The sequence below is a fragment of the Sphingomonas sp. Leaf17 genome (assembly GCF_001421505.1).
Taxonomy (GTDB): domain Bacteria; phylum Pseudomonadota; class Alphaproteobacteria; order Sphingomonadales; family Sphingomonadaceae; genus Sphingomonas.
Genome location: NZ_LMKL01000004.1, coordinates 344333 through 357330, shown reverse-complemented (window position 1 = coordinate 357330; position 12998 = coordinate 344333). Strand labels below are relative to the sequence as shown.

General features: G+C 65.9%; 14 protein-coding genes. 9 read left to right on the top strand and 5 right to left on the bottom strand.

Annotated elements, in window-relative coordinates; all coding sequences use genetic code 11:
• Positions 1-103: 103 nt before the first annotated feature.
• On the top strand, positions 104-568 hold the full coding sequence (locus ASE75_RS05840) for an Hsp20 family protein (protein ID WP_055930333.1): 465 nt from the start codon (positions 104-106) through the stop codon (positions 566-568).
• Positions 569-614: 46 nt separating this feature from the next.
• Here the strand turns inward: ASE75_RS05840 and ASE75_RS05835 are convergent, their stop codons facing one another.
• Both ASE75_RS05835 and secG read right to left on the bottom strand, forming a co-directional pair.
• Entirely contained in the window at positions 615-2249 is a 1635-nt protein-coding gene (locus ASE75_RS05835) for a CTP synthase (RefSeq protein ID WP_055930330.1), read from the bottom strand.
• An 85-nt stretch (positions 2250-2334) separates the two neighbouring features.
• Entirely contained in the window at positions 2335-2679 is a 345-nt protein-coding gene (gene secG / locus ASE75_RS05830) for a preprotein translocase subunit SecG (RefSeq protein ID WP_055930329.1), read from the bottom strand.
• A 284-nt stretch (positions 2680-2963) separates the two neighbouring features.
• Between secG and ASE75_RS05825 the strand changes: the two genes are divergently transcribed.
• Genes ASE75_RS05825 through eda form a run of 8 tightly spaced genes read left to right on the top strand, consistent with a single transcriptional unit; the run spans position 2964 to position 10214 of the window.
• Positions 2964-3284, top strand: coding sequence for a MarR family transcriptional regulator (locus ASE75_RS05825; RefSeq protein WP_055930326.1), 321 nt, complete (start codon positions 2964-2966; stop codon positions 3282-3284).
• Positions 3247-3600 carry an SH3 domain-containing protein gene (locus tag ASE75_RS05820; RefSeq protein WP_235512523.1) on the top strand — a complete coding sequence of 118 codons (354 nt, stop codon included), beginning with the start codon at positions 3247-3249 and terminating at the stop codon, positions 3598-3600. Before ASE75_RS05825 ends, ASE75_RS05820 begins: the two co-directional genes overlap by 38 nt.
• Complete coding sequence (gene argC, locus ASE75_RS05815) at positions 3597-4526, top strand: N-acetyl-gamma-glutamyl-phosphate reductase (protein WP_055930324.1); 930 nt, start codon at positions 3597-3599, stop codon at positions 4524-4526. The genes ASE75_RS05820 and argC overlap by 4 nt, the downstream gene beginning before the upstream one ends.
• A 25-nt stretch (positions 4527-4551) precedes the next feature.
• Entirely contained in the window at positions 4552-6012 is a 1461-nt protein-coding gene (zwf, locus tag ASE75_RS05810; RefSeq protein ID WP_055930321.1) for a glucose-6-phosphate dehydrogenase, read from the top strand.
• Positions 6013-6062: 50 nt separating this feature from the next.
• Entirely contained in the window at positions 6063-6770 is a 708-nt protein-coding gene (pgl, locus tag ASE75_RS05805) for a 6-phosphogluconolactonase (protein WP_055930318.1), read from the top strand.
• Positions 6767-8584 (top strand): phosphogluconate dehydratase, encoded by a 1818-nt coding sequence (gene edd / locus ASE75_RS05800; RefSeq protein ID WP_055930315.1) that lies wholly within the window; start codon positions 6767-6769, stop codon positions 8582-8584. Before pgl ends, edd begins: the two co-directional genes overlap by 4 nt.
• A gap of 47 nt (positions 8585-8631) precedes the next feature.
• Positions 8632-9600: a glucokinase gene (glk, locus tag ASE75_RS05795; RefSeq protein WP_055930312.1), complete on the top strand. Its 969-nt coding sequence runs from the start codon at positions 8632-8634 to the stop codon at positions 9598-9600.
• Positions 9597-10214, top strand: a complete 618-nt coding sequence (eda, locus tag ASE75_RS05790; RefSeq protein ID WP_055930309.1) for a bifunctional 4-hydroxy-2-oxoglutarate aldolase/2-dehydro-3-deoxy-phosphogluconate aldolase — start codon at positions 9597-9599, stop codon at positions 10212-10214. Before glk ends, eda begins: the two co-directional genes overlap by 4 nt.
• 45 nt (positions 10215-10259) lie before the next feature.
• On the opposite strand, the gene mltG is transcribed toward eda, so the two are convergent.
• The 3 genes from mltG to ASE75_RS05775 all read right to left on the bottom strand — a co-directional run bounded on the left by mltG (position 10260) and on the right by ASE75_RS05775 (position 12964).
• Complete coding sequence (gene mltG, locus ASE75_RS05785) at positions 10260-11228, bottom strand: endolytic transglycosylase MltG (RefSeq protein WP_055930306.1); 969 nt, start codon at positions 11226-11228, stop codon at positions 10260-10262.
• A 90-nt stretch (positions 11229-11318) separates the two neighbouring features.
• Positions 11319-12575: a beta-ketoacyl-ACP synthase II gene (gene fabF / locus ASE75_RS05780; RefSeq protein ID WP_055930304.1), complete on the bottom strand. Its 1257-nt coding sequence runs from the start codon at positions 12573-12575 to the stop codon at positions 11319-11321.
• 152 nt (positions 12576-12727) lie between these two features.
• Complete coding sequence (locus ASE75_RS05775) at positions 12728-12964, bottom strand: acyl carrier protein (RefSeq protein WP_055930301.1); 237 nt, start codon at positions 12962-12964, stop codon at positions 12728-12730.
• Between the last annotated feature and the right edge of the window lie 34 nt (positions 12965-12998).

Below are 12998 nucleotides of genomic sequence, written 5' to 3'. Positions count from 1 at the left end.
TTTCCTGTCCGTGCGGTGCCGCTGACGGACCGCACGAAACCCTCGCGTCGCGGATGGTCCGGGCGCGGGACATCATCGCTTAGTGCTCAAGAGAGGCTTTAACATGCGACTTGATCTTACCCCCTATCGCCGTTCCACCATCGGCTTCGACCGGCTGTTCGACATGATCGAAACCAATTCGCGGGCGACGGCGGAAAATTATCCCCCGTTCAATCTGGAGCGGATCGCGCAGGACCGATACCGCATCACATTGGCGGTTGCCGGGTTCACCCGCGATGAAATCGACATAACCGCGCAGCAAAACCTGCTGCTGGTGGCCGGTCGCAAGGACGAACCGAAATCGGAGGGGCAGTTCCTGCACGTCGGCATCGCCAATCGCAGCTTTGAACGCCGTTTCGAACTGGCCGATTTCGTGCTGGTCGACGATGCACGGCTGAACGACGGTCTGCTCGTTATCGACCTGGTCCGCGAAGTGCCCGAGGCGATGAAGCCGAAGTCGGTGGCGATCCGGTCTGGCACACCGCTGAGCGCCGTCGACGCCGCGCCAACGGTCGATCAGGCCGCCTAAGTCGAAAAGGTGCCTCGTCCGCACGGACGGGGCACCTGCTTTCGGATCAGACCAGCCGGCTTTGCGCCACCGCCGCCGCGATGAAGCTGGCGAACAGGGGATGCGGGTCGAACGGCTTTGATTTCAGTTCGGGGTGGAACTGAACCCCGACGAACCACGGATGATCGGGCCGCTCGACGATCTCGGGCAATGTGTCGTCCGGCGACATGCCGGAGAATACCAGTCCGCCTTTTTCCAGCGCCTCGCGATAATTGGTGTTGACCTCGTAGCGGTGCCGGTGCCGTTCGCTGATCGCAGTGCCGCCATAGATCGACGCGACCACGCTGTTCCCGTCGAGCTTCGCGTCATACGCGCCCAGCCGCATCGTGCCGCCCAAATCGCCGCTCGCCTCGCGCTTCTCCAGCCCGTCTCGGCCCATCCATTCGTTGATGAGGCCGACGACCGGCTGGCTGGTCGGGCCGAACTCGGTCGATGATGCGTCGGTGATGCCGGCAGTATCGCGGGCGGCCTCGACACAGGCCATCTGCATGCCGAAGCAGATGCCGAAATACGGCACGCGCTTTTCCCGCGCAAACCGCACGCTGGCGATCTTGCCCTCGGCCCCGCGCTCGCCGAACGCGCCCGGGACCAGGATCGCGTGCAGCGGCTCCAGGCTGGCGGCGATATCGGCGTCGTCGCCCTCGAACAGTTCGGCGTCGATCCAGCGGATGTTGACCTTGACCCGGTTGGCGATGCCGCCATGCACCAGCGCCTCGTTCAACGACTTGTACGCATCCTGCAGGCCGACATATTTGCCGACGACGCCGACCGTCACCTCGCCCTCCGGGTTGGTCAGGCGGTCGGTAATCTCGGTCCAGCGCGACAGGTCGGGCTTGCCCTCGACCGGCAGGCCGAACGCACGCAGGACTTCCTCGTCCAGCCCCTCGCCGTGATATTGCAGGGGTACGGCGTAGATGCTCTTGGCATCCAGTGCCGGAATCACGGCTGAGGCCGGCACGTTGCAGAACTGCGCGATCTTGGCCCGGTCCGACGCTGGCAGCGGGTGTTCGCAGCGGCAGACCAGCACATCGGGCTGCACGCCCAGCGCGGCCAGTTCGCGCACCGAATGCTGGGTCGGCTTGGTCTTCAACTCGCCGGCGGCGGCGATATAGGGCACCAGCGTGACGTGGATGCTGATCGCATTGCCGCGACCCAGATCGTTCTTCAACTGGCGGATTGACTCGATGAACGGCAGCGATTCGATATCGCCGACCGTTCCGCCGATCTCGCACAGCACGAAATCGAGATCGTCGGTTTCGGCCCGCGCGAACGCCTTGATCGCGTCGGTGACGTGCGGAATGACCTGCACCGTCGCGCCCAGATAGTCGCCGCGCCGCTCGCGCTGGATGATCGTCTGATATATCCGGCCCGACGTGACGTTGTCGCTCTGGCGCGAGGGTACGCCGGTGAAGCGTTCGTAATGGCCAAGGTCGAGGTCGGTTTCCGCGCCGTCGTCGGTCACATAGACCTCGCCGTGCTGATACGGACTCATCGTGCCGGGATCGACGTTCAGATAGGGATCGAACTTGCGGATCCGCACACGGTAGCCGCGCGCCTGCAACAGCGCCGCCAGCGATGCCGCCATGAGACCTTTGCCGAGCGACGAGACCACGCCGCCGGTGATGAAAATAAACCGCGCCATGGGAGATACCGCCTAGCGTGTAATGATGTCGAACGAAAGCCTCCCGCGCGACGCGCGGGGGCGATTTAACGGTAGCGCGTGGCCGTCAGTTGGCCAGCGGTACGGCGCTGTTGTCAGCGGGTGCGGCAGCGGGGGCCGCCGGGGCGCCGGCCACCGGAGCCTGCGCCACGGGCTTGCGCGCGAGCGACGTGTCGATCGCGCCGCTGCGATGGTTGGCGGCGAATACCGCCAGCACGATCGAGAAGCCGACAAACAGCGTCGCCAGGATGGTCGTGGCACGGGTCAGGAAATCCGCCGCGCCACGCGCCGACATCAGGCCGGACGGGCTGCCGCCCATGCCCAGGCCGCCGCCTTCCGACCGCTGCATGAGGATCACCGTGACGAGCGCGGCGGCGATGATGGCGTGGACGACGAGAAGAAAGGCGAACATGGGCGCAGGGCTGTCCCGGATATGAGTGCGAAGGCGCGCACATAGGCGAGCCTGCGCCGGCGATCAACCGCGGTGGCGATAGCTCCCACCCGGACGGATACCGCCCGGCCGCGCCATGCGTCGGACAAAAGCCCGACCCCCGGGGAAACCACCGGCCCATGCGGGCGTTATACAAACGAAATGAAATGATGGTGTCGACCTCAGGCATCACTCCGAAAACCGGACGACCTCCAAAGTTGGAAAATCGCGTGGCTTCTTTTGTCGGACCCCCCCTGTCCAGCTGGATGGCGACCCTGATCGACTATGTACGCTCGGGCGAGCCGGACCTCACCAATCGGCAGATGGCGTTGCTGCTGGTCGTGTACCTCAAGCCCGGGCCTCATACGGTACGCGGGTTGGCACGTGCGCTCAACGTGTCTAAGCCGGTTGTCACTCGCGCCTTGAACAGGCTCGGTGCGCTCGGCTATCTGCGCCGTCAGCGTGACGATAGCGACAAACGTAATATCTTTATCGCGCAGACGGCGGAAGGGGCAGATTTTCTTGAAGAATTCGGGCAGCTTATCGGCATTGGCGACAGCCCTGCCGACCGCCGGGCCAGCGCATAAGAGTTTTGCGCTGACCGGGCGATCCGTAACGCTCGACCCGCGCACCCATGCCGTTCGTGCCGATATCGCCGATATCCGCCTCGCCGATCAGGTTTTTGCGCCGCATTATGCCGTGCCCATGCCGCAAATCGTGACTGTCCCGGTTTCCCTGATGGCCGCGCGCCAGGACGGCGCGGACGTCCTGGCACAGCTTCAACCGGGTGAAACGTTTGAAATGCTGGAAATTGCCGGACCCAAGGCCTGGGGCATCGCCGTGGCGCACGGGCTGGTCGGTTATGTCGACCGGTCCGCGCTGGACAGTGGTGTACGGTCATGAGCGATAGCGTATTCATCGACGGCGCGGCGGGTACGACGGGGCTGGAAATTCGTGATCGCCTTGCCGGTCGCAGCGATATCAGCCTGATGACCATCGACGATTCGCGGCGCAAGGATGCTGCTGCCCGGCGTGAGGCGCTGAACGAGGCCGATTATGTCATCCTCTGCCTGCCCGACGATGCGGCGCGCGAGGCGGTGACGCTGATCGACAACAAGCGAACCCGGGTGATCGACGCGTCCAGCGCGCACCGGGTCGCTCCCGGTTGGGTCTATGGCTTTGCCGAGCTGGAGGCGGATCAGGCCGAGCGGATCGCCAACGCCACTCGCGTGACGAACCCCGGCTGCTATCCCACCGGGTTTCTGGCGCTGGTCCGGCCGCTTGTGCGGGCCGGTCTGGTGCCAGCGGACTGGCCGCTCTGCGTCAATGCCGCGTCCGGCTATTCCGGCGGCGGCAAGGCGATGGTCGCCGAGTTCGAGCAGGGCGGCACCGACACCGCGTTCCGTGCCTACGCCCTTGGCCTCGCGCACAAGCATGCGCCGGAGATGACCCGGCATGCCGGTCTGGCCTATGCGCCGATCTTCGCGCCGTCCGTCGCCAGAACCTATCGCGGTATGCTGACCGAAGTGCCGCTGCACCTGCACGCCATGCCCGGCGCACCGACGCTGGACGCGGTGCGCGAGGTATTGACCGAAGCCTATGCCGACAGCCGGGTCGTTCGCATCGGCGACGGCGCGCCGGCGGCCATCACGATCGAAGCCGATGCCGGCAAGGACCGTATGACCCTGCACGTCTGCGGCAACGCCGACACCGGCCAGGCGCGACTGGTCGCCACGCTCGACAATCTGGGCAAGGGGGCCGGTGGGGCCGCCGTCCAGAATCTTAATATCATGGCCGGGCTTGACCCGGTCGCCGGCCTGGCGCTCTAGGCGCGCGGGTCCCCAAGGAGGCGTCATGCGGCAACCGGTTTCAAAATTGCTCCTGTTCGGGGCGACGGGCGATCTTGCGCAGCGGATGCTGCTGCCGTCGCTGTTCGGCCTGCACGCCGACGGGCTGCTGCCGGAGGATCTGACGATCACCGGCACGGCGCGGTCGGATCATGACGACGCGTCGTTCCGCAAGTTCACGAAGGCGGCGCTCGACGAGTTCCTGCCGGACGATCGCAAGGATGCCGAGGCGATCAAGACCTTCCTGCACCGTATCGGCTACCAGCCCGTCGATGCGTCGAAGACCGAAGGGTTTCCCGCGCTGGCCGAAAACGTCGGCGATGTCGCGGGTGGTCTTGCCATCTTCCTGTCGACCGCGCCGTCGCTGTTCGAGGCGACGATCAAGGGCCTCGAATCGGTCGGGCTGGCCGGCGACACGGTACGGATCGGCCTGGAAAAGCCGCTGGGCTATGACCTGGAGTCGAGCCGCGAGATCAACGACGCGGTCGCCTCTGCCTTTCCCGAGGAGCGGATTTTCCGCATCGACCATTATCTGGGCAAGGAAACCGTCCAGAACATCCTCGCCCTGCGCTTCGGCAATTCGTTCTTCGAACCCGTGTGGAACGCGCGCGGCATCGACAATGTCCAGATCACGATCGCCGAGACGGTCGGGCTTGAGGATCGCGCGGGCTATTACGAGGGCGCCGGCGCGCTGCGTGACATGGTGCAGAACCATATGCTCCAGCTGCTCGCGCTGATCGCGATGGAGCCGCCCGCCCGTTTCGACGGCACGGCGATCCGCGACGAAAAGGCCAAGGTGTTCCGTTCGCTGCGGCAGATCGCGCCCGAGGATGTGCCGCACAGCACCGTGACCGGCCAATATGGCGACGGTGCCGTCGGTGGCGCGATCGTCAAGAGCTATGCCGAGGAACTGGGCAAGCCGTCCAAGACCGAGACGTTCGTCGCGATCAAGGCGCATGTCGACAACTGGCGCTGGCAGGGTGTTCCCTTCTACCTGCGCACCGGCAAGCGGATGCCCGCCCGTCGGAGCGAGATCGCGATCCAATTCAAGGCGGTGCCCCATTCGATGTTCGCCGGACGCGGCGGGGTACTTCAGCCCAACATGCTCATCATCCGGTTGCAGCCGGAGGAATATGTCCAGCTGCTGGTGATGGCCAAGGAACCCGGCCTTGACCGCGACGGCATCCGCCTGCGCGAAGTACCGCTGAACCTGTCGATGGATGCCGAGTTCGCCGGATCGCGCCGCCGGATCGCTTATGAACGCCTGCTGCTCGATCTGATCGAAGGCGACCAGACCTTGTTCGTCCGCCGTGACGAGGTCGAGGCGCAGTGGCAGTGGATCGACGCGATCCGAAAAGGCTGGGACATCAACGACGTGAAGCCCAAGAGCTATGGCTCGGGCAGCTGGGGGCCTTCCGCCGCGGTCGCGCTGACCGAGCGTGACGGCGTTACCTGGCAGGACGACTGACTTTCATCGCCGGGCGGCATGTGCTGCCCGGCCAACACGAGTTTGAGTACATGACCGAGATCGAATGGTGGGATTATGACGACGCCGCCGAGATGGCCGCGGCCGTCGCCGGCGATGTTCAGTTCATCATCGAAAGCGCGATCGACGCGCGCGGCGCGGCGGTGATCGCGTTGGCCGGCGGCAAGACGCCGGTGCCGATCTATGAAAAGCTGAGCGCGGCCAAGCTCGACTGGAAGCGCGTCACCATCGTCCCCACCGACGAGCGCGTCGTGCCGCTGGGCGACCCGTTGTCGAACGTGACGATGATCGCCAAGACCTTCCTGCCCAAGGGCGCGCGGGTCATGCCGATCGTCAGCAACGCGGCCGCCGACTACAAGGCGGCCGGCCGCTCGGCCGACGCGCTGATGCAGGATCTGCACTGGCCGCTCGACCTATGCCTGCTGGGTGTCGGCGGCGACGGGCATACCGCGTCGATCTTCCCCGGCCCGGATTATGACGAGGCGATCGCCGGTCCCAAGGAGCGCCGCGCGCTGGGCGTCATGCCCGATCCGCTGCCGCCCGAGGCGCCGGTGCCACGCGTCACGTTGAGCCGCGAAGGCATCATCACCGCGCGTGCGCTCATCATCGCTTGCAGCGGTGCCGCCAAGCGCAAGGTCATCGAACAGGCGATCGAGCAGGGACCGTCGTCGAAATACCCGATCGGTCGCCTGCTGGCCGACGTCGAACTGCCGGTCGATATCCACTGGAGCGCCGAATGACTCTCAACGCCGTCGTATCCGCCGTCACCGACCGCATCATCGCCCGGTCGAAGGACAGCCGTGCCGCCTATCTGGCGCTGATCCAGAGCGAGGGTGAGGGCACGATACGACGGCCCAATCTGGGCTGCGCCAATCTGGCCCACGCCTATGCCGGAACCGAGGAGGACCGCGACGCCATGAAGGCGGATCGCGGCATGAACATCGGCATCGTCACCGCGTACAACGACATGCTGAGCGCGCATGCGGTCTATTACCGCTATCCCGAACTGATGAAGGTCTGGGCGCGCGAAGTCGGGGCGACTGCACAGGTCGCCGGCGGCGTGCCGGCGATGTGTGACGGCGTGACGCAGGGCTATCCCGGCATGGAATTGTCGCTGTTCAGCCGCGACACGATCGCGCTGTCGACCGCGATCGCGCTGTCCCACGGCACCTTCGAGGGTGCGGCCCTGCTCGGCATCTGCGACAAGATCGTGCCGGGTCTGCTGATGGGTGCGCTGCGCTTCGGGCATCTGCCGATGATCTTGATCCCAGGCGGACCAATGCCGTCGGGCCTGCCGAACAAGGCCAAGGCCGCCGTTCGCGAGCAGTTCGCCGAAGGCAAGGTCGGCCGCGACGAGTTGCTGGAAGCCGAGATCGGGGCCTATCATTCCAAGGGCACCTGCACCTTCTACGGCACCGCCAACACCAACCAGATGATGATGGAGGTCATGGGCCTGCACATGCCCGGTTCCGCCTTCGTCAATCCGGGCACCAAGCTGCGGCAGGAACTGACGCGCGCGGCGGTCCACCGGCTCGCGAAGATCGGTGCGCGCGGCGATTCGTACCGGCCGATCGGCCACTGTGTCGACGAACGGTCGATCGTCAACGCGGCGGTCGGCCTGCTGGCTACCGGCGGATCGACCAACCATCTGTTGCACGTTCCCGCCATTGCGCGCGCGGCCGGCGTCATCATCGACTGGGAGGATTTCGACCGGTTGTCGGCGGCGGTGCCGTTGCTGGCGCGCGTCTATCCGAACGGATCGGCCGACGTGAACGGGTTCGAGGCGGCGGGCGGCATGGCCTATGTCATCCGCGAGTTGCTTGGGGCTGGCCTGCTGCATGGCGATATCATGACCGTGTCGGGGGACAGCCTGGCGGCCTATGCCGAAAAGCCGGTGATCGCGGGCGACGCGCTGACGTGGCAGCCGGTCGGCGACAGCGGCGACGACACGATCCTGCGCCCCGCCGCCGCGCCGTTCTCGGCCGATGGCGGCATGCGCATCCTGGCTGGCAATATCGGTCGCGCCTGTATCAAGGTCAGCGCGGTCGAGCGTGACCGCTGGATCGTCGAGGCTCCTGCCCGCGTGTTCGAGGATCAGTTGGACGTGCTAGAGGCGTTCAAGGCCGGCACGCTGGAGCAGGATGTCGTCGTCGTCGTCCGCTTCCAGGGACCACGCGCCAACGGCATGCCCGAGTTGCACAAGCTGACACCCGCGCTGGGCGTGCTGCAGAATCGTGGGTTCAAGGTCGCGCTCGTGACCGATGGCCGTATGTCGGGCGCGAGCGGCAAGGTGCCGTGCGCGATCCATTGTTCACCGGAAGCACTGCTCGACGGTGCGATCGGCCGGATCCGCGACGGCGACATGATCCGCGTCGATGCCGTCAACGGTACGCTGGATGCGCTGGTCGATCCGGCGGAATGGGCCGCGCGCGAACCCGCCCCCGCCCCGGTCGCCGCCGAGGGCATGGGCCGCGAACTGTTCGGCCTGTTCCGCGGCAACGCCGACGAGGCCGAAAAGGGCGCGTCCGCCGTGCTGGCCGGCGCCGGACTGTAATCATCCAGACCTGGGGTCAACCCGGCGCGAATCTCAGGAGAGACGACATGGAAATCGTAAGCGTCGACATCGGCGGCACCCACGCCCGCTTCGCCATCGCCGAAGTCGAGGATGGCCGGGTCGTCCATCTGGGCGAGCCGGTGACGCAGAAGACGGCCGAACATGCCAGCCTCCAGACCGCGTGGCAGGCGTTCGAGGCGAGCCATGGCCGCCCGCTGCCCCGCAAGGCCGCGTTCGCGGTCGCCTCGCCGATCACCGGCGATGTCATCCGCCTGACCAACAATCCGTGGACGATCCGCCAGTCGCTCATCACCGAGCGGCTGAACGTTGACGACTGGGTCTTCATCAACGATTTCGGCGCGGTCGGCCATGCCGTCGCGCAGGTGCCGCAGAGCGATTTCCTGCATGTCTGCGGCCCCGACGTGCCGCTGCCGGTCGAAGGCGTCACCACCGTCTGTGGTCCGGGCACGGGTCTTGGCGTGGCACAGGTGCTGCACAAGAAGGGCCAGTATCATGTACTGGAGACCGAGGGCGGGCACATGGACTTCGCGCCGCTCGACGGGATCGAGGACGCGATCGTCAAGCGGCTGCGCAAGACCTATACCCGCGTGTCGGCCGAACGCATCGTGTCCGGCCCGGGCATCGTCGCGATCTACGAAACGCTCGCCACGCTGGAGGGGCGCCCCGTTCCCAGCCATGACGACAAGACGATCTGGACCGAGGCGCTGGGTGGCACCGACTCCATCGCGCTGGCCGCGCTGGACCGGTTCTGCCTGTCCCTTGGCGCGGTCGCTGGCGATCTGGCGCTGGCGCACGGGGCCAAGGCGGTCGTGATCGCCGGCGGCCTCGGCTACCGGATCAAGGATCATCTGGAGCGGTCGGCGTTCGACCAGCGCTTTGTCGCCAAGGGCCGGTTCCAGTCGCTGATGGCGTCGATCCCGGTCAAGCTCATCACTCATCCGCAGCCGGGCCTGTTCGGGGCAGCGGCGGCCTTCGCACAGGAACACACGCTATGACCGACACCCTGCTTGATATCGGCGCGATCATGCGCACCAGCGCCGTCATTCCGGTGCTGGTCATCGACGATGCCGCCACCGCCCGCCCGCTCGCCGAGGCGCTGGTCGCTGGTGGCCTGCGCGTGCTGGAAGTCACGATGCGCACGCCCGCCGCGCTGGAGGCGATCGCCGAAATGAAGAAGGTGCCCGGTGCGATCGTCGGTGCGGGCACCGTCGTCAACGCCAAGCAGTTTGCGCGGGTCATGGACGCCGGCGCGGAGTTCATCGTCTCGCCCGGCCTGACCGAACGGCTGGCCGACCCGATCATCGCCAGCGGCGTCCCATTCCTGCCGGGCATTTCCGATGCGGCCGACATCATGCGCGGCCTCGACCTCGGCCTCGACCATTTCAAATTCTTCCCGGCGGAGGCGAGCGGCGGGCTGAAGGCGCTGAAGGCGCTGGCCGCGCCGTTCTATCAGTGCCGGTTCTGCCCGACCGGTGGTATCACCGAGGCCAGCGCGCCCGAGTGGCTGGCGTTCGACCGCGTCCTGTGCGTCGGCGGCAGCTGGATCACCGGCGGGTCGATGGCTGATGTCGAGGCGAGGGCGCGCGCGGCGTCGGCCTTGCGCGGCTGAACAGATCCTCTGTCATCCTCGCGCAGGCGAGGATGACAGGCCCGCCTACATTTCCCCTCGCGCGCGGCGGATGGCGTACCATTTGGTAACGTTAGCGTTGTGTTCGGCCAATGTGTTCGCAAACACATGGCCACCAGTGCCATCGGCAACAAAGTATAGCGCGGTCGTCTTTTCCGGGTTCAGCACCGCGTCGATCGACGCCCGCCCCGGATTAGCGATCGGCCCGACCGGCAGACCGGGCGAAGCGTAAGTATTGTAGCCATTCTTGTCCTGAAGCTCCGACCGCTTGATGCGCCGGCCGAGCGGACGCCCCTTGGTGATCGGATAGATCACGGTCGGATCGGCCTGAAGCGGCATGCCGAGGCGCAGGCGGTTCCCATAGACGGCGGCCACCATGCGGCGTTCCGACGGCTTGCCCGTCTCCTTCTCGACGATCGACGCCAGGATGATGGCCTGTGCGGGCGTGGTGACCGCGATGCCGGGCTTGCGCGCGGCCCAGGCCTTGACGAGATAGGCGTCCATCGCCCGTTGCATCCGCGTGACGACGCTGGCGCGCGTATCCCCACGCTGGAACGCATAGCTGTCGGGCAGGATCGACCCTTCGGTCGGTACGGGAACGCTGCCGACCAGACCATCGGCCTTCGCGAGCGCGTCGTGGACGAGCACCGAGGGATACCCCTCAGGCACGACCACCAGCCGTTGCAGCGCCTTGCCACCCTGCAACAATTTCAGGATGTCGGACTGGCTGGCATGGGCGGGAATGCGGTATTCACCGGCCTTGATCGGATCGCCGGACCCGAAAATGCGCGCATAGAGACGGAAGCGGCTGGCGGAGGGGATCGCGCCCGCCGTCTCCAGTTCGGCAGCGGCCTTGGCGAGCGTCGATCCGTCCGCGACATCGACCGTCAGCGTGCGCGGTGCCGGACCGGACCCGCCCCAGCTTTGCACCACGACGAACAGGGCGATGCCGGCCAGCAGCACGACGAGCAGGCTCAAGCAGCCGACTTTACGCATTCATCAACCCCATCGTTCCTCCGCGAAGCCGGAGGTCCAGTCCAACGCCTCGGTCTGGACCCCCGCCTGCACGGGGGAACAGGATCCGGCTCAAATCGCCTTCATCACCAGCGATGCGTTGGTGCCGCCGAAGCCGAAGGAATTGTTCAGCACGGCCCGCACTTCGCGCTTCCGGGCGACATGCGGCACAAGGTCGACGCCCTCGGCCCCCTCCTCCGGATTGTCGAGGTTCAGCGTCGGGGGGACGATCTGGTCGCGCATTGCCAGGATGCAGAAGATGCTCTCCACCGCGCCAGCGCCACCAAGCAGATGGCCGATCGCCGACTTGGTCGAACTCATCGACAGCCCGCCGATCGCATCGCCGAACAGCCGCTTGACTGCGCCCAGCTCGATCATGTCCGCCATGGTCGAGGTGCCATGGGCGTTGATATAGTCGATGTCGGACAGCGCGAGGCCGGACCGCTTCATCGCCATTTCCATCGAGCGATAGGCACCCGACCCCTCCGGCTCCGGCGCGGTGACGTGATAGGCGTCGCCCGACAGGCCGTACCCGACCACCTCGCAATAGATCTTGGCACCGCGTGCCTTGGCCCGCTCATATTCCTCCAGCACGACGACGCCAGCGCCCTCGCCCATGACGAAGCCGTCGCGGTCGCGGTCATAGGGGCGGCTGGCCTGTTCCGGCCGGTCGTTGAAACTGGTGTTCAGCGCGCGTGCCGCGGCAAAACCGGCGATGCCGATCGGGCAGATCGTGCTTTCGGCACCACCGGCCAGCATCACGTCCGCATCGTCCATCGCGATCATCCGCGCGGCGTCGCCGATCGAATGCGCGCCGGTCGAGCAGGCCGTGACGACCGCGTGATTCGGTCCCATCAACCCGTGCTGGATCGAAACCTGACCGGAAATCAGATTGATGAGCCGGCCATGGACGAAATGCGGCGAAACGCGCTTCGGTCCCTTTTCGGCGAGCACCAGCGATTCGCTCTCGATTCCGGGCAGGCCGCCGATGCCCGAGCCGATCGAGCAACCGGCGCGAAACCGCTCGGCCTCGGTCATCTGCGTGAGGCCGGCGTCTTCCAGCGCCTGTCCCGCGGCGTCGATGCCATAGACGATGAAGGGGTCGACCTGCCGCTGGATCTTGTAATCCACGCGCTTGTCGGGATCGAAGCCGTATGGATGGTCCGCCGGCTTTACTTCGCAGGCGATCAGACACTTCTGATCGGACGCGTCGAAACGCGTGATCGGGCCAGCGCCCGATTTGCCCGCGATCAGGTTTGCCCAGGCCAGTTCGACCTCCGCACCAAGCGGGGTCACCAGACCCAGGCCGGTTACGACAACGCGCCGCATACCTCTCACTCCATCCAGTCCAAACATTCGGCCACCCGCGCGCCGGATAGTCGATACCAAAACGGCCCCCCGCCCACTGTGCCGGGGACGGGGGGCCGTTCTAATCCAGCCCTGACGGGCGCAGGCGAGGCAAAGGCCCGACCTGCTGGATCTTACGCCTTGTGCTCGTCGATATAGGTGATCGCGTCCTTGACGGTCGTGATCTTCTCGGCGGCATCGTCCGGAATCTCGACGCCGAATTCTTCCTCGAACGCCATGACCAGCTCGACGATGTCGAGGCTGTCAGCACCCAGGTCGTCGATGAAGCTCGCGTCCTCGGTCACCTTTTCGGCTTCAACGCCGAGATGCTCGACGACGATCTTCTTCACGCGGTCGGCGGTCTCGCTCATGGTAGTCCCTCTTCGTTTGGGTAATTTCGAGTAT